The organism is Rhizobium tibeticum, assembly GCF_900110205.1.
GTDB classification, from domain to species: domain Bacteria; phylum Pseudomonadota; class Alphaproteobacteria; order Rhizobiales; family Rhizobiaceae; genus Rhizobium; species Rhizobium tibeticum.
The window spans coordinates 55,529-70,899 of sequence record NZ_FOCV01000033.1 but is presented as its reverse complement, the minus strand read 5'-3'; the positions used below and the strand labels follow the sequence as shown (position 1 = coordinate 70,899).

Genomic DNA, 15,371 nt, shown 5'->3' with positions numbered 1-15,371 from the left:
CGGTCTGAAGGCAACGCAGATCACTGCGATGAGCGCTGATCAGGTTGCAGGCATCACGGCGGGCCAGAGTGCTCTGCTGAGCGCCGCACAGGTCGCAGGCTTCAGCGCCACGAACGTCACCAAGCTGACCGACGATGCCGTTGCAGCCCTCAGCACCAAGGCCATCGGCAGCCTGAAGAACGAAGCGATCGCTGTCTTGAGCGACAGCCAGGTCGGCAAGCTCAGCGCCGATCAGATCAAGGCTGTCACCGCGCAGCAGATCACCGGCTTTACGCCAGGCCAGCTCGGCAAGTTCAGCGACGAGCAGATCGGTGCCCTGTCGGCAGCCCAGGTGGGTTCGCTGACCAACGATCAGATCGCGGGTCTCACCGCCGCTCAGATCGGCAAGCTCAGCGACACGGCCATCACCGGCCTGAAGGCAACGCAGATCACCGCGATGAGCGACACGCAGCTTGAGGGTGTCAGCACTACTCAGGCTGGCGTGCTGACGGCAGCCCAGGTCGGGGCTCTGAGTGCAGCAGACATCGCCAAGTTCACCGACGATGAAATCGGAGCGATCGGTGCGAAGGCGATCAACGGCCTGAAGAACGATGCGATTGCCGCCCTTAGCGAAAGCCAGATCGGCAAGCTCAGCACTGATCAGATCTCTGGTCTGCTATCGACTCAGGTCGCCAGCTTTACGGCCACTCAGATCGGCAAGTTCAGCGATGCGCAGATCGGTGCCCTGTCGGCAGCCCAGGTGGGTGCACTGACCAACGACCAGATCGGCGGCTTGACTGCGGGTCAGATTGGCAAGCTCAGCAACACGGCCGTTACCGGTCTGAAGGCAAGCCAGATCACCGCGATGAGCGCTGATCAGGTGGCGGGCATTACTGCAGGCCAAGCTGGCCTTCTGACTGCGCTGCAGGTCGCAGGCTTCAGCGCTGCCAACGTCACCAAGCTGACCGATGACGCAGTCGCCGCGATCAACACCAAGTCGATCAGCGGTCTGAAGAACGAAGCGATCGGTGTTCTCAGCGACAGCCAGATCGGCAAGCTCAGCGCCGATCAGATCAAGGCTGTCACCACGCAGCAGATCACGGGCTTTACGGCAGGCCAGCTCGGCAAGTTCACCGATGAACAGATCGGCACGCTGTCGGCAGCTCAGGTCGGAGCGCTGACCAACGATCAGATCGCGGGTCTCACCGCCGCTCAGATCGGCAAGCTCAGCGACACGGCGATCACCGGCCTGAAGGCAAGCCAGATCACCGGAATGAGCGTCGCTCAGATCGAAGGGATCACGCTGTCGCAGACTGCTAAACTGAACGCTGCACAGATCGGCGCAATGGCACCGGAAGGGGTAGCGAAATTCTCTGTCGACGAAATCGCCGCAATTGACGTCAGCGCGATCTCGGGACTTTCTGCCGATGACATCTCGGCCTTGGACAAGGATCACGCCAATGCCTTCACCACACCGCAGATCCAGGCAATGAATGACGATCAGCTGGCCGCCGTCGTGGCAGCCTACAACGAAGCCTAAAGACGAAAGGAGGCGCGGTCTTCATGGCCGCGCCTCACCGAATTATCGCGATCGGGCCTGCAGCCTTGCAGGCCCTCCTCGTTTTCTGGCGTCAACTTCGGCCCGGGACCGTCAGCAAAGCGAGGAACTCGGCCACGGGTTTTCAACATCCCGAACATCACATCGGTGCGTCCTACGCCCCGAGAATGGCATCGATTTCCGCAATCAGAGTCGCATAGGTCTCGATATGCCGATAATACTCGTTGCGGATCTGCTCGGTGATATCGGAGAGCGGTCCGGCTCCCTCCGCGCGGAAGTGCTTGACGTCATTCTCGGTCATGGATTTGAGATTGTCTTCGTACTCCCTGACCCTCTGAACATAGTCTTCCCGAAGCTTTTCCAGACTCATCACGTCCCTCCTGCGGTAGCCAAGCGCCGCGGACATTCTGACGCGCGGCGGCGGCAATCTAAAGGTTGCCTAGAAGAGATGCGGCGCTTAAAGCAGATTGACAATCCCGGCCGGTGAAAAGTGAACCAATGAGCAGCTCGAACTTCTATTCCAACATGGGCGGCCTGCCGCCACAGACCGAACTCCTGTCCAGCAAGGCCGTGTTCACGACGGCCTATGCCGTCATCCCCCGCACCGTTATGACCGACATTGTCACCAGCTATCTCCCGCACTGGGGCGGTACGCGAGCCTGGGTCATCTCCCGCCCGTTGAGCGGTTTTTCCGAAACCTTTTCACAATACATCATGGAAGTGCAGCCGGGCGGCGGCAGTGATAGGCCGGAGCCGGAAACGCGCGCCGAAGGCGTGCTTTTCGTCGTCGAGGGCGAGATGACCGTCGCGTTCGATGGTGCGTCGCATGCGATGCGTCCCGGCTCTTTCGCCTTCCTGCCGGCCGGCTCCCGCTGGACTTTGTGGAACGAGAGCGCTGCACCCGTGAAGTTTCATTGGATCCGCAAGGCCTTCCAGGAAGCCGAAGGGCTGGAGCCGCCGCCGGCGATCTTCACGCATGAGGAAAACCATCCGCCTCAGCCGATGCCCGATACGGACGGCGCCTGGGCGACGACGCGCTTCATCGACCCGGCCGATCTTCGCTATGACATGCACGTCACCATCGTCACCTTCGAGCCCGGCGGCGTGATCCCCTTCATGGAAACGCATGTCATGGAACACGGCCTCTATGTGCTCGAGGGCAGGGCCGTCTATCGTCTCAACAAGGATTGGGTCGAGGTCGAAGCGGGGGACTTCATGTGGCTGCGCGCCTTCTGCCCGCAGGCCTGCTACGCCGGTGGCCCCGGCCGCTTCCGCTACCTGCTCTACAAGGACGTCAACCGCCACATGCCTTTGTGGTAAGCGGAGAGAGAGAGAGAGACGGGTTACAATGAGAAACGGGGCCGATCTGGCCCCGTTTTCGTTTTATCTAGATGTCGCTTGCCGCATTCGACCAGAGGTCGGCGGCCTGGGCGGCGGTCATGCGCCGCACCTCCGCCTCGTGGCGGCGGTTGGCGAAGAGTTCGCTCGCCATGATCTGGTCGGCGAGGTCGGCGGGCAGCGACAGGATCACGCGGGCGTCGCCGCCGTGGATGCCGCCGAGTTCGTTGCGCTTTCCGCTCACCATGCCACCGGCCACCGTGTTGTTGGTGTCGGGGTCGATCAGGATGAACGAGCCGGATGCACGGTTCTGCTCATAGGGGTCGAAGATTGCCTGCTCGTCGAAGGCGAGGCGCACCTTGCCGATGGCATTCATGTAGAGCGTATCGACGGGAACCCAGGCACCGCTCTTCAGCTCAAGCTGCGCCAATGGCTGCACCTGCACACGCTGGCGGCGGCTGCCGCTCTTCAGCCAGTAGCGCTTGCCGGCTTCGATGCCTTCCGGCTGCAGCGCAACGATCTGTGCGTCGAAGGAGAGGCCGACCTGCGGCTGGCTGTCGATCGAGACGATCATGTCGCCGCGCGCGACGTCCACCTGCCGGTCGAGAACCAGCGTGATCGCGTCGCCGGCAACTGCGGCATTGCGCACCAGATCGAAGGTGACGATCTTGGAGACGTTGGCGACCATGCCAGAGGGCAGGATCATGACGCTGTCGCCCGGTTTGACGGAACCGCCGGCAACCGTGCCCTGGTAGCCGCGGAAGCTTTCGCCGGGGCGCGAGACACGCTGCACAGAGAAACGGAAGCCCGTCGCCTGCGAGGAGCGGACGGTCGCAAGCTCAAGGGTTTCGACCAGCGTCGGGCCGGCATACCACGGCATCGACGCTTCACCGGAATAGACGACGTTCTCGCCCTTCAGGGCGGACATCGGGATCGCGGTGATCTGCTTGACGCCGAGCGACAGCGCGAACTCGCGGAATTCATGGGTGATCTTGTCGAAGCCGGAGCGGTCGTAGTTCGTCAGGTCGATCTTGTTGACCGCAAGCACGAACTGCTTGATGCCGAGCAGGGAGGCGATCGTTGCGTGGCGGCGGGTCTGTTCCAGAATGCCGGCGCGGGCGTCGACTAGCAGGATGGCGAGGTCGGCGGTGGAAGCGCCGGTTGCCATGTTGCGGGTGTACTGCTCGTGGCCGGGCGTGTCGGCGACGATGAAGGAGCGCTTGTCGGTCGAGAAGTAGCGATAGGCAACATCGATGGTGATGCCCTGTTCGCGCTCGGCCTGCAGGCCGTCGAGCAACAGGGCAAAGTCAGGCAAGCCGAGGTCGTTCTGCTTGCCTGTCGAATCGCGCTGGAGCGTAGCGGCCTGGTCTTCCTTGACGGCCTTGGTATCCCAGAGCAGGCGGCCGATCAGGGTGGACTTGCCATCATCGACGCTGCCGCAGGTGATGAGGCGCAGCGGTCGCGCGTCGCGCGTCGCCGTTGCAGGTTCTGCGGCGGGCACGGCAAGGGCGTGTGCGGCGGTTACGGCTGCGGTCATCTCAGAAATATCCTTCACGCTTCTTCTTTTCCATGGAGCCGGACTGGTCGCGGTCGATGGCGCGGCCCTGTCGTTCGGAAACCGTGGCAATTTCGAGTTCGGCGATCACCTCTTCGAGCGTGGTCGCTGTCGATGGGATGGCGCCCGTCAGCGGAAAATCGCCAAGGGTGCGGAAACGGATCATGCCTTCCTGGCGCACTTCGCCGGGAAGCAGTTCCAGCCGCGGATCTTCGGCGAGGATCATCATGCCGTCGCGCTCAACATAGGGACGCTTCTTGGCGTAGTAGAGCGGTACCAGCGGAATGTCTTCGGCCTGGATGTAGCGCCAGATATCGACCTCGGTCCAGTTCGACAGCGGGAAGACGCGAACGCTTTCGCCCTTGCGGATCTGGCCGTTATAGATGTTCCAGAGTTCCGGCCGCTGGTTGCGCGGATCCCAGCGATGATCCGGCGTGCGGAATGAATAGATGCGCTCCTTGGCGCGGCTCGCCTCCTCGTCGCGGCGCGCGCCGCCGAAGGCTGCATCGAACTGGCCGGCATCGAGAGCCTGGCGCAGCCCTTCGGTCTTCATGATGTCGGTGAAGGATGCCGAGCCATGCGTGAACGGCGTTACGTTTTCAGCGGCACCGCGCGGATTGATGTGCTCGATCAGGTCGAGGTCGTATTTCTTCGCGGTCTCGTCGCGAAAAGCGATCATCTCGCGGAATTTCCAGCCTGTGTTGACGTGCAGCAGCGGGAAGGGGACGCGACCGGGATAGAATGCCTTGCGCGCAAGATGCAGCAGGACGGACGAGTCCTTGCCGATCGAGTAGAGCATGACGGGCTTCTCGAACTCGGCGGCGACCTCGCGGAAAATGTGGATCGCTTCGTTTTCGAGCGCCTTCAAATGCGGGTCGAGCGGCGGCTTCGTGCTCCAGGGATTGTTGATTTCCGTATCCGGACGGCTATCGGGCATTTCTAACTCCAGACTTCAATCATTCTCGGAAGGGAGGCGTCCGGAATGAGGTACATTTCAGACTTCGAGGAGCGCAGGCGGCAGCCGCGCTCCGATCCCGACGTCGACGGGTTACTGTTGCGCGGAAATCGCCGTGGCCTCTTCGGCCACGTGCAGACCGCATTCACGCTTTTCGTCCTGTTCCCACCACCAGCGCCCAGCGCGTTCCGGCTCGCCGGGCTTGATCGCCCTGGTGCAAGGCTCGCAGCCAATCGAGGGATAGCCGCGGGCGTGCAGCGGATTGACCGGCACGCTGTTGTCGGCAACGTAGGCTTTGATGATGTCGAGATCCCAGTCAGCGAGCGGGTTGACCTTCAAGAGATGACGCTCGGCATCATACTCGGCAAACGGCGTGTCAGCGCGGTTGCTCGACTGGCCGCGGCGCAGACCGGTGATCCAGATCGTCGCCCCTGCCAGGGCTCGCGCAAGCGGCTTCAGCTTGCGCATGCCGCAACAGGCATGCCTGGCTTCGACGCTGTCATAGAAGCCGTTGAGGCCATATTTGGCGGCATAGGCGTCGATATCAGCCTGCTCGGGCTCGTAGCGGCTGATGTGGATGTCATACTGCTTCTCGGTCTCGTCGATCAGGGAGAGCGTTTCCGGAAATAGCCGTCCGGTCTGCAGCGTCACGACATCGATCGGAAGGCGGTGATTGCCGATCTCAGCGGTGATGACCTGGTCCTCAATACCGAGAGAGGTCGTGAAGACGACGCGGCCGCCGAGACCGGCGACAAGCGACAGACGCTCTGCAAGGTCAAGGCCTGCGAGTTTCGCGTTCAGCGTTTCGGCTTCGGCGTTTGGGTTGGCAGCAACAGTCATGGGGATCCTGTCCTTGATGTTGGCCGGAGTATCGCAGGTCGGGGTCGGATCGGACAGAAAAAGGCATTTCGAAAGCGGGCGCGATAGGAGCAAATATCTCTCCCCCGCCGCTGCAATGCGGAAAAGCAGCCGCACCGGCGATGTTTTGCCGACGGTCAGCCTAATTGTCTATTGAGTTAGTAGAGTAACACGTTGCTGAAATGTGAATTGATGACATCAGGGGCACATTTTGCAGTAGATTTCAGGTATCGGCCGAGGGTGAAAAAACAAGGCCAAAAACCTTGTCTCTCAAGGGTTTCGCAGGCTTGTTCAAATTCCGTTCATGCTGCGCATGCCATAGAGGCAGGATCGAGCTTGCGGTGAGCTGGTGATTCAGTCCACCATGTGTGTGTCGACGGTCAAAAATGATTACGCAGAAGGCAAAATATGCGCTGAGGGCGCTGACGGTATTGGCTGAAGCCGATGGCGGTGAGCCTGTGATGATCTCCGACATCGCAGCGCAGCAGAAGATACCGAAGAAGTTCCTGGAACAGATTCTGCTCGACCTGAAACATCAGGGCATCGTCGTCAGCCGTCGCGGCAAGCAGGGCGGTTATCTCTTGCTGAAGCCGGCCGACATGATCACCTTCGGCGAGGTGCTGCGCATCATTGACGGTCCGATCGCGCCGCTTCCCTGCCTCTCGATCACGGCTTATCGTAAATGCGATGATTGCGACGGCGAGCAGAACTGCGAGATCCGCCACGTCTTCGCCAAGGTGGCGGATGCAACCCGCAAGGTGCTGTTTTCCACGACGATCGCTGATGCCGTGGCGCCGGCAAAGGGCGCGCAAGTCACCCGCCTGCTGGCCTAAGGCGCAACCTCCTCGACAGCCGCTTATGCTCTTCCGCACGCCGCGCGCGAATGGCGGCCGCGACTGCAATTTGGGCACAGGATCCATTCACTGCCTTTCGGGATGTGCGCTTGATGCTTGCTTCAAGATTCGGTGAGATAGCTTTCAATCGCTCGCCTGTGCGCCAATTCGCTCCTGTCCAGTGGTAGGGAGAAACGAACATGCACGTCATGGGCTCGAAACGAATGGCAATCGGCGCAATCCTCGCAGTCGCTTTGGCCACGGGAGCGGCCGCGCACCACGGCTGGTCATGGGCCGAGGGAGAGCAGACGGAATTGCGCGGCACCATCGAAAAGGTAACGATGGGCGGCCCGCATCCGACGCTCGATGTTGCGACCGCCAGCGACGGCGTCTGGCTCGTCGAACTCGGCAATCCGCGGCAGACGGAGCGCTCGGGCTTTGTCGAAGGCTCGGCGAAGAAGGGGGATCCGGTTGTCGTTCTCGGAAACCGTTCGCTAAAGGCTGACGAAAAGCGAATGAAGGCCGTGCGGATCACGGTCGCCGACAAGCGCTACGATATTTACCCGGAACGGATCCAGACGAACTGAGTGATGGCGATCGAGTTCCTGGAATGGCTCGCTGCAACGCCGCTGTCGTCCGGGCTGCGGCGCTCAGCGCTTGTCTATATGGCAGTCAACGCCGCCCATATCCTCTCGATCGGGCTGCTGATCGGGGCAATCCTGCCGCTTGATCTGCGGCTGATGGGCCTCTTCGGATCGGTGCCGCTGGCGGTCATAGGTCCGTTCTTGTCAAGGGCGGCGGCCATCGGACTTGTGGGAGCGGTGATCACCGGCCTTGCCCTTTTCAGCGTGAAGCCCGTCGAATATGCGTCCAACACTGCCTTTCTTTGGAAGCTTGGACTGATCTCATTCGGGTTCTGCAATGCAGCGTTTGTTCATCTCGGGCGAGGATGGCGGGCGGGCCTTTCCAAAGGTTCGGCTACGGCTGGCGTCAGATTGTCCGCCGCCCTTTCGGCTGCGATTTGGATCAGCGCTCTGATCTCAGGGCGATGGATCGGTTTTCTGTAATGATTCTGAGCTCCAAGAAGGTCGCTATGCATCGCAATTGCAACGATCGTAATGGGCATTGCGACGTTGAGGAGTTTCCCAGTTGTCGAAAGGCGACGGGCAGCAGCGCTCTTGCGCGAACTGCTGATCCCTTTTGGTTCGGCAGGCTACGTCGTGCTTTTCCAGATCGAAGACAGCCGCACAGTCATCCTCGCTGCCGTCCGCCATCAGCGCGAAGAAGACTACCACTGATCACGCGGCAGTCTACCGATCACTCACCGCCCAGCGCGGGCTGATCCATGGCTCCTGGTTGGAGCGCGGCAGCGGCTGCTTGCCGAGGATATGGTCGGCCGCCTTCTCTCCGGTCATGATCGAGGGACCGTTGAGGTTGCCGTAGGTGACGTGCGGAAAGATCGACGAATCTGCTACACGCAGCCCGTCGACGCCGATGACACGGGTCTCGGGATCGACGACCGCCATCGGGTCGCTCTTCGCGCCCATCTTGCAGGTGCCGCAGGGGTGGTAGGCGCTTTCCAGATGCTCGCGCAGGAAGGCGTCGATCTGCTCGTCCGTCTGCACAGTCTCGCCCGGCTGGATCTCTGGTCCGCGATACTGGTCGAAGGCCTTTTGTCCGAAGATCTCGCGCGTGAGCCGCACACAATGGCGGAATTTCTCCCAGTCCTCTGGATGGCTCATATAGTTGAAGCGAATGACGGGGTCGGCCTTCGGGTCCGAGGACTGCAGCGTGACGTTGCCGCGCGACTTCGACAGATTGTAGCCGACATGCACCTGGAAGCCATGGCTCTTGGCCGCCGCCTTGCCGTCATAGCTGATCGCCACCGGCAGGAAGTGATACTGGAGGTCAGGCTGCTTGACACCAGGCGCCGAGCGCAGGAAGGCGCAGGCCTCGAACTGGTTCGAGGTGCCGAGCCCGGATCTGGTGAACATCCACTGCGCGCCGGCGACGCCCTGCCAGAACCAGGGAAGCCACGAGTAGAGCGAGACCGGCTTGGTGCTGACCTGCTGGAAGTAGAATTCCATGTGATCCTGCAAATTGGCGCCGACGCCCGCCCGGTTCGCCTTCACCTCGATGCCCATGTCCTGCAGATGGGCGCCGGGGCCGATGCCCGAGAGCATCAAGAGCTTCGGCGAGTTGAAGGAGGAGGCCGAAACGATGACCTCCCGGTTCGCCTTCACCACCTCGACCCTGCCGCTGCGCTCGATCTCGACGCCCGTCGCCCGGCCGTTCTCGATCACCAGCTTGTGGGCGTGGCCATAGACGACCTCGACGTTCGGCCGCTTCAGCGCCGGTTTCAGATAGGCGTTGGCCGCCGACCAGCGGCGGCCGCCGAAGATGGTTTGTTCCATCAGCCCGAAGCCTTCCTGCTTCGAGCCGTTGTAATCCTCCGTCGCCTCGAAGCCCGCCTGCTTGCCGGCCTCGATGAAGGCGTGGAACAGCGGGTTGCGAAAGACGCCGCGCTGGACATGCAACGGTCCGTCAGTGCCGCGCCAGCCTTCCTCGCCGCCGTGGCTGTGCTCCATCCGCTTGAAGTAGGGCAAGACGTCCGCATAGGCCCAGCCCTGTGCCCCGAGCTCTTCCCAACGATTGTAGTCCTCGGCGTGGCCGCGCACGTAGACCATGCCGTTGATCGAGGAGGAGCCACCGATCACTTTGCCGCGCGGCGCGGTGATGCGCCGGTTGTTGAGAGCAGGCTCGGGCTCCGAGAGATAGCCCCAGTTGTAGCGCTTCATGCTCATCGGCCACGCAAGGGCTGCCGGCATCTGGATGAATGGCCCGAAATCGGAGCCGCCCGCCTCGATGACGATCACGGTGTTCTTGCCGTCTTCCGAAAGCCGATAGGCGAGGGCGGAGCCCGCCGAGCCGGAGCCGATAATGACGAAATCTGCCTGCTGCATGCTACTTCCTCTAGTGTTTTATCGTGCCGCCCCTCGTACCGCCTCCTGGTTCGAGACGGCCCCCAGGGCCTCCTCACCATAGGCGGGAGCGAAGCGACCCTCGAAGGGCGAGGGCAGGCCGCGCCCGTCAATACGGCGCCTCGACCTTTCCCATGCCGACGTACACCGTCTTCAGTTCCGAATAGTGTTCCAGCGCTGCCAGCGAGTTCTCGCGCCCGAAGCCGGATTGCTTTAAGCCGCCGAAGGGAATCTCGACAGGGCAGAGGTTGTAGGTGTTGATCCAGAGCGTGCCGGCCTCGAGCTGATCGACGACGCGATGGGCGCGTGTCAGATCGGCGGTGAAGACGCCGGCCGAGAGGCCGAATTCCGTGGCGTTGCCGCGCGTGATCACCTCTGCCTCGTCGTCGAAGTCGAGAACGCACATGACAGGCCCGAAGATCTCTTCACGAGCGATCGTCATATCATCGGTGACGTCGGCAAAGACCGTCGGCTGGACGTAATAGCCTTCGCCGGAGACATTGTTCGGAATGCCACCGCCGGTGACAAGCGTCGCGCCCTCCGCCTTGCCCTTCTCGATGTAGGAAAGAACCTTGTCGCGCTGCGCCCAGGAGACCATGGGCCCGAGCTGCGTGGCCTCATCCATCGGGTCGCCGATCAGGATGGCCTCCGTGCGGGCCCTCAGCCGCTTCAGGAATTCCGCCTTGATCTTTCGCTGCACGAAGACACGCGTGCCGTTCGAGCAGACCTGGCCGGTCGAATAGAAGTTGCCGAGCATGGCGCCGCCAACGGCACTGTCGATATCGGCATCGTCGAAAACGACAAGCGGCGACTTGCCGCCGAGCTCCATGGTGACGTGCTTCAGGCTGCCGGCAGCAGCGGCGGCGACCTTGCGGCCGGTCGGCACCGAGCCCGTCAGCGACACCTTGGCGACGTCAGGATGGTTGACGAGGAGCGGGCCGGTTTCGCGGTCACCCTGAATGACATTGTAGAGCCCCTTCGGCAGGCCGGCCTCGTGCAGGATCTCTGCGATGGCAAGCGCGCCAAGCGGCGTGTTCTCCGACGGCTTGAAGACCATGGCGTTGCCAGCGGCGAGCGCCGGCGCGCCCTTCCAGCATGCGATCTGCTGCGGATAGTTCCAGGCGCCGATGCCGACGCAGACACCGAGCGGCACGCGCTTGGTGTAGGCGAAGTCGCCGCCGAGAGGGATGTAGGAACCGTTGAGGCCGGCAGCGGCGATGCCGCCGAAGAATTCGAAACTGTCGGCGCCCGAGGTCGCATCGGCAACGATGGTTTCCTGGATCGGCTTGCCGGTGTCGAGCGTCTCCAGCTCGGACAGCTCGCGATTGCGCTCGCGCATGATGTCGGCAGCCCGCTTGAGGATACGGCCGCGCGCCGTCGGGCTCATCGCCGCCCATTCGGGCTGGGCGCGCTTGGCCGCGGCGATCGCCTTTTCGACGATCGCGGGTGTCGCCGCGTGCAGCCGGGCGATCACCTCGCCGGTCGCCGGATAGATGCTTTCGATGACGCTGCCTGCTTCATCCTCGACATATTCGCCGTCAATGAAGTGGGAGGCTTTCGGCTGGGCTTTGAGGGTCACTGGATTTGTCCTTTCGCAAGGGCGGCAAGCTGTGAATTGATGTAGTCTTCGGTGAGCGAGATCGATGCCTCGATGCTGACAGGCGCTGACCTCAGACTTTGGCGGATGTAGAGCCCGTCGATCATCGCAGCCGCGCCTTCAGCAATGCGTTCTGCGGCATCCGCAGGGCAGAGCGCCTTCAGGTTGGCAAGCAGGTTCGACCGCAGGCGGCGGGCATAGATGACGAGGAAGCGCCGCGTCTCCTCCGAGCGCTGCGCCTCGGCATAGAAGGCAAGCCAGGCGGCGATGGTTGACGGCGCAAACTGGTCGGCCTGGAAGCTGACCCGGATCACGGCGGAGAGCTTTTCGCGTGACGTGCCTGCCTCCTTCAACGCTTTCACCGCGTCGTCGCGCAACTGCTTTAAGAGAGAGCGAACGGTCTCGATCAGCAGCTGTTCCTTGCTGCCGAAATAGTGATGCGCCAGCGCCGGCGAAACACCGGCCTGCCTGGCGATTTCGGACATGGTGACGGTGAGCGAGCCGTGATCCCCGATCACGCGCAGCGCTGCATCCACGAGCGCCTTTCGGCGTACAGGCTCCATTCCGACTTTCGGCATGCCGTCACTCCATCAATGCAGATGAGTATAATTTTGATTGACTGATCAATCAATAAAAAATGCGCACTGCGCCGGATGGGCGAACCCCTTTCCATTCCGCGTTTCTGCGGCATATTCTCCTACCAACCAGGAGGTGTGTCATGGCTGATGTTTCTGACCGACTGAGCTTTCCGTCCTTGCAATCGAAATGGGGTTGGTTCGTTGCCCTTGGGGTCCTGTTGATCGTATGCGGCCTTATAGCAGCGGCAAATATCGTGCTCGCGACCGTTGCGTCCGTCTACTACGTCGGGATGCTGATGCTGATCGGCGGCATCGTCTATCTGGTTCACGCGTTTCAGGTGCGAAGCTGGGACCAGGTGCTGTTTTGGGCGCTGAGCGGCGTACTTTATGTGCTGGCCGGTGTTTTCGCCTTCACCAATCCGCTACTTGCCTCGGCCGCACTGACGCTGTTCCTCTCGATCGCGCTTCTGATTGCCGGCGTGTTCCGCACGTGGGTCGGCTGGCGCATGCGTCCTGTGAGGGGGTGGGGTTGGGTGCTCGCAAGCGGCATCATCACCGCGCTGGCGGGCGTGGTCATCGCGCTCGGATGGCCCGTCAATAGCCTCTGGATCCTGGGGCTTTTCCTCGCCTGCGACCTTCTCATCCAAGGCTGGTCGATGCTTGCCTTCGGCTTCGCGGTCCGCCGCTGAGTTATGCCCGGAATTCACAGCCCTGGCTCACGAATTGTTTCTTTTTTTGACAAGCATGTGAGCGAGGGCTAAAATTTGTCCCCACAAGAGGCAGCCGAGGCGGCGGCGTGCATCGGTAATGCCGTGGACTGGCTAACCGTCCCCTGAGAGGGCAGTCATATGCCCGACGAGGTAAAGGGAGGAATCTCATGCCGATGGTCACCGTATCCATTTCACCGCTGCAGGCGGCGGACATTCGCGCCGCAGTAGACAATGGCAGCTATGCTTCGAGCAGCGAGGTCGTGCGCGAAGCACTGCGCCTGTGGGACGCCGCCCGAAAGGTCGGTGGACACGACAGCGAAATGCTCACTCAGGACTGCATCCCTGGAGGCGGCAAATGCGTCGCCGAGATGTTCGCCGATCACGAGGCCGAGCATCGGCGCACCGCCTGACCCAAGCCGTTGATCGGGGAGCAAAATTCGCTCGCCCGAACGGTCGGGTTCGCCGGTTTTCACAAAAGTTTCATATTGGGGAAAGGGTTCGTTGATCCTTCTCCGCCAGTGTCCCTGCGAAAAAACAAGAAGACACAGTGGAGATTGGCATGTCTTTGGCTGCCACCGTCGATCCGGCGCTCGTTCGTCGCTACGCAAGCGATCAGATCGTAACCCTTGCGAAACTCGTCATCGAAAATGCGTTTCAGCCCATCGTCGAGGCAGGGACAGGTGTCGTATTCGGCTATGAATCGCTGATGCGCGGACAGGAGCGCATCGGCTTCAGCTCCCCGGTAGAGATTCTGGACGAGGCCCATAAGAACCAGCAGCTGCTGCAGCTGGAGCAGATGGTGGCAAGCCGCGCGCTTGCGAAGTTCGCCACGCTCCCGCATTTCTCGAGCTCGACGCTGTTCCTCAATCTCGATGTCCGTCTGATCCCACATGGCGAGCGGCTGGTGGAAGGCCTGCTGCAGCATCTGAAGCTTGCCAATATCCCACCCTCATCGATCTGTTTCGAATTCTCCGAGCGCTTCGACAATACCAGCGTGCCGGAGTTTGCGGCCCTCGTATCACTGCTGCGCAAGGCCGGCTTCAAACTGGCGATTGACGATTTCGGCGTCGGCCACGGCGAAATGAAGCTGCTCTGCGACCACCCGGTAGACTATCTGAAGATCGACCGGCATTTCATCGCCGATATCGACAGCAACCCGCGCAAGCGACACCTTCTGAAGAACATCGTCCACATCGCCCACGTGCTTGGCACCCGCGTCATTGCGGAGGGGATCGAGACCGAGGCAGAGTTCGTCGCCTGCCGCGAATTCGGCGTCGATCTCGTCCAGGGCTGGTTCGTCTCCCGCCCGACGACCCATATCACCGAGCTGCAGCCGTCGTTTCCGCACCTGCTGGACCTTCCCAAGGGCAAGCGCAGCCCGCAATCGCTCGATGAGATCCTGATCCGCAAGCAGATCGAGATGCTGCCGACGGTCTACGAGAACGACACGATCGACAGCGTCTTCGAGCTCTTCCGTCGCAATCCGCATCAGGCCTTTTTCCCGGTATTGAACGCGAACGGCGAGCCGCGCGGCATCCTGCACGAGCGGCACCTGAAGGAATACATCTACCAGCCCTTCGGCCGGGATCTGCTGAAGAACAAGGTCTACGAGCGAACGATCTCGCATTTCGTCGAAATGGCTCCGATCGTCGGCCTTGACTCCGATACCGAACAGCTGATGGCGATCTTCGCCAACATGGAAGGCACGAACTGCCTGCTGCTGACCGACAACATGCGCTATGCGGGCGTCGTATCTGCCGCGTCGCTCATCAAGGTCATGAACGAGAAGAAGCTGAAGACCGCCCAGGACCAGAATCCGCTGACCGGGCTGCCGGGCAACAGGGCGATCCGCGACTTCATGCGCGAGTCGAGCCTCGATGGGGACGAGAAGCGTCACTTCTGCTACTGCGACTTCGACAACTTCAAGCCGTTCAACGATGCCTACGGTTTCCACCTCGGCGATCACGCGATTTCGCTGTTTGCCGCGCTCATGCGTCGCTATTTCTTCGCCGAGCGCCACTTCCTGGGGCATGTCGGTGGCGACGATTTCTTCATCGGCGTCCGTGGTTGGACCAAGGAAGAGCTGACCGAAATTCTCGATCGCTTGATCAGCGATTTCCACGATGATGTGCTCGACCTCTATTCCGACGCCGATCGGGCCGCCGGCCGCATTCGCGGCCATGACCGCGCCGGCGTCGAAGCGCTGTTCCCCCTGATGCGCTGCTCGATCGGCGTGCTGGAGCTGCCGGAAGGTCTCGTCATCGACGACATCAATCGCGTCAGCGCCGAAATCGCCCATATCAAGGCCGAGGCGAAGGAAAGCGATGAAGGGCTCGTCTTCCATCTCTTGGGCGAGACGAATTGACGCCACCCGTGCTTCCCTCCTTCTCAAGTCCGTAGAGCTGAACTATCTGACATGCTTTCGGAAC

General features: G+C 61.5%; 15 protein-coding genes and 1 pseudogene. 9 read left to right on the top strand and 7 right to left on the bottom strand.

Features of this window, described 5'->3' with window-relative positions; translation table 11 throughout:
• Window positions 1-1,519: pseudogene (locus BSG20_RS27485) on the top strand (beta strand repeat-containing protein); the annotation flags it as partial.
• Window positions 1,520-1,691: 172 nt separating this feature from the next.
• On the opposite strand, the gene BSG20_RS27480 reads toward BSG20_RS27485, so the two are convergent.
• Entirely contained in the window at window positions 1,692-1,907 is a 216-nt protein-coding gene (locus BSG20_RS27480; RefSeq protein WP_072380425.1) for a hypothetical protein, read from the bottom strand.
• Between the two features lie 128 nt (window positions 1,908-2,035).
• Between BSG20_RS27480 and BSG20_RS27475 the strand changes: the two genes are divergently transcribed.
• Entirely contained in the window at window positions 2,036-2,857 is an 822-nt protein-coding gene (locus BSG20_RS27475; protein WP_072380423.1) for a bifunctional allantoicase/(S)-ureidoglycine aminohydrolase, read from the top strand.
• Window positions 2,858-2,924: 67 nt separating this feature from the next.
• Here the strand turns inward: BSG20_RS27475 and cysN are convergent, their stop codons facing one another.
• The 3 genes from cysN to BSG20_RS27460 form a co-directional block, all read right to left on the bottom strand.
• Complete coding sequence (gene cysN, locus BSG20_RS27470) at window positions 2,925-4,412, bottom strand: sulfate adenylyltransferase subunit CysN (RefSeq protein ID WP_072380421.1); 1,488 nt, start codon at window positions 4,410-4,412, stop codon at window positions 2,925-2,927.
• A gap of 1 nt (window position 4,413) precedes the next feature.
• Window positions 4,414-5,367 (bottom strand): sulfate adenylyltransferase subunit CysD, encoded by a 954-nt coding sequence (gene cysD / locus BSG20_RS27465; protein WP_072380419.1) that lies wholly within the window; start codon window positions 5,365-5,367, stop codon window positions 4,414-4,416.
• A 111-nt stretch (window positions 5,368-5,478) separates the two neighbouring features.
• Window positions 5,479-6,225: a phosphoadenylyl-sulfate reductase gene (locus BSG20_RS27460; protein WP_072380439.1), complete on the bottom strand. Its 747-nt coding sequence runs from the start codon at window positions 6,223-6,225 to the stop codon at window positions 5,479-5,481.
• Window positions 6,226-6,629: 404 nt separating this feature from the next.
• Here BSG20_RS27460 and BSG20_RS27455 point away from each other — a divergent pair, with 404 nt between their 5' ends.
• The 4 genes from BSG20_RS27455 (at window position 6,630) to BSG20_RS27440 (ending at window position 8,374) form a co-directional block, all read left to right on the top strand.
• A complete protein-coding gene (locus tag BSG20_RS27455) occupies window positions 6,630-7,076 on the top strand; it encodes an RrF2 family transcriptional regulator (protein ID WP_072380417.1) in 447 nt (148 codons plus the stop codon).
• Window positions 7,077-7,276: 200 nt separating this feature from the next.
• Entirely contained in the window at window positions 7,277-7,663 is a 387-nt protein-coding gene (locus BSG20_RS27450; protein ID WP_072380415.1) for a DUF6152 family protein, read from the top strand.
• Between the two features lie 3 nt (window positions 7,664-7,666).
• Window positions 7,667-8,143, top strand: coding sequence for a DUF2214 domain-containing protein (locus BSG20_RS27445; protein WP_072380413.1), 477 nt, complete (start codon window positions 7,667-7,669; stop codon window positions 8,141-8,143).
• A gap of 51 nt (window positions 8,144-8,194) precedes the next feature.
• Window positions 8,195-8,374: a type II toxin-antitoxin system RelE/ParE family toxin gene (locus tag BSG20_RS27440; RefSeq protein WP_093041500.1), complete on the top strand. Its 180-nt coding sequence runs from the start codon at window positions 8,195-8,197 to the stop codon at window positions 8,372-8,374.
• A 12-nt stretch (window positions 8,375-8,386) separates the two neighbouring features.
• On the opposite strand, the gene betA is transcribed toward BSG20_RS27440, so the two are convergent.
• The 3 genes from betA to betI form a co-directional block, all read right to left on the bottom strand.
• The gene (gene betA, locus BSG20_RS27435) at window positions 8,387-10,039 is read right to left on the bottom strand and encodes a choline dehydrogenase (protein ID WP_072380411.1); all 1,653 of its coding nucleotides are present in this window, start codon (window positions 10,037-10,039) and stop codon (window positions 8,387-8,389) included.
• Between the two features lie 127 nt (window positions 10,040-10,166).
• Complete coding sequence (gene betB / locus BSG20_RS27430; RefSeq protein WP_072380409.1) at window positions 10,167-11,636, bottom strand: betaine-aldehyde dehydrogenase; 1,470 nt, start codon at window positions 11,634-11,636, stop codon at window positions 10,167-10,169.
• Window positions 11,633-12,232 (bottom strand): transcriptional regulator BetI, encoded by a 600-nt coding sequence (gene betI / locus BSG20_RS27425; protein ID WP_072380407.1) that lies wholly within the window; start codon window positions 12,230-12,232, stop codon window positions 11,633-11,635. The genes betB and betI overlap by 4 nt, the downstream gene beginning before the upstream one ends.
• 140 nt (window positions 12,233-12,372) lie before the next feature.
• Here betI and BSG20_RS27420 point away from each other — a divergent pair, with 140 nt between their 5' ends.
• The 3 genes from BSG20_RS27420 to BSG20_RS27410 all read left to right on the top strand — a co-directional run bounded on the left by BSG20_RS27420 (window position 12,373) and on the right by BSG20_RS27410 (window position 15,307).
• On the top strand, window positions 12,373-12,921 hold the full coding sequence (locus BSG20_RS27420) for an HdeD family acid-resistance protein (protein ID WP_072380405.1): 549 nt from the start codon (window positions 12,373-12,375) through the stop codon (window positions 12,919-12,921).
• A 188-nt stretch (window positions 12,922-13,109) separates the two neighbouring features.
• The gene (locus BSG20_RS27415) at window positions 13,110-13,352 is read left to right on the top strand and encodes a ribbon-helix-helix domain-containing protein (protein WP_072380403.1); all 243 of its coding nucleotides are present in this window, start codon (window positions 13,110-13,112) and stop codon (window positions 13,350-13,352) included.
• A gap of 149 nt (window positions 13,353-13,501) precedes the next feature.
• Window positions 13,502-15,307, top strand: coding sequence for a GGDEF domain-containing protein (locus tag BSG20_RS27410; protein ID WP_072380401.1), 1,806 nt, complete (start codon window positions 13,502-13,504; stop codon window positions 15,305-15,307).
• The last annotated feature ends 64 nt before the right edge of the window (window positions 15,308-15,371 follow it).

What these genes read in the sequence shown, in the direction of transcription:
- BSG20_RS27480 (WP_072380425.1), bottom strand. Translation starts at nt 1,907, where the DNA reads ATGAGTCTGGAAAAGCTTCGGGAAGACTATGTTCAGAGGGTCAGGGAG.
- BSG20_RS27475 (WP_072380423.1), top strand. Translation starts at nt 2,036, where the DNA reads ATGAGCAGCTCGAACTTCTATTCCAACATGGGCGGCCTGCCGCCACAG.
- cysN (WP_072380421.1), bottom strand. Translation starts at nt 4,412, where the DNA reads ATGACCGCAGCCGTAACCGCCGCACACGCCCTTGCCGTGCCCGCCGCA.
- cysD (WP_072380419.1), bottom strand. Translation starts at nt 5,367, where the DNA reads ATGCCCGATAGCCGTCCGGATACGGAAATCAACAATCCCTGGAGCACG.
- BSG20_RS27460 (WP_072380439.1), bottom strand. Translation starts at nt 6,225, where the DNA reads ATGACTGTTGCTGCCAACCCAAACGCCGAAGCCGAAACGCTGAACGCG.
- BSG20_RS27455 (WP_072380417.1), top strand. Translation starts at nt 6,630, where the DNA reads ATGATTACGCAGAAGGCAAAATATGCGCTGAGGGCGCTGACGGTATTG.
- BSG20_RS27450 (WP_072380415.1), top strand. Translation starts at nt 7,277, where the DNA reads ATGCACGTCATGGGCTCGAAACGAATGGCAATCGGCGCAATCCTCGCA.
- BSG20_RS27445 (WP_072380413.1), top strand. Translation starts at nt 7,667, where the DNA reads ATGGCGATCGAGTTCCTGGAATGGCTCGCTGCAACGCCGCTGTCGTCC.
- BSG20_RS27440 (WP_093041500.1), top strand. Translation starts at nt 8,195, where the DNA reads ATGGGCATTGCGACGTTGAGGAGTTTCCCAGTTGTCGAAAGGCGACGG.
- betA (WP_072380411.1), bottom strand. Translation starts at nt 10,039, where the DNA reads ATGCAGCAGGCAGATTTCGTCATTATCGGCTCCGGCTCGGCGGGCTCC.
- betI (WP_072380407.1), bottom strand. Translation starts at nt 12,232, where the DNA reads ATGCCGAAAGTCGGAATGGAGCCTGTACGCCGAAAGGCGCTCGTGGAT.
- BSG20_RS27420 (WP_072380405.1), top strand. Translation starts at nt 12,373, where the DNA reads ATGGCTGATGTTTCTGACCGACTGAGCTTTCCGTCCTTGCAATCGAAA.
- BSG20_RS27415 (WP_072380403.1), top strand. Translation starts at nt 13,110, where the DNA reads ATGCCGATGGTCACCGTATCCATTTCACCGCTGCAGGCGGCGGACATT.
- BSG20_RS27410 (WP_072380401.1), top strand. Translation starts at nt 13,502, where the DNA reads ATGTCTTTGGCTGCCACCGTCGATCCGGCGCTCGTTCGTCGCTACGCA.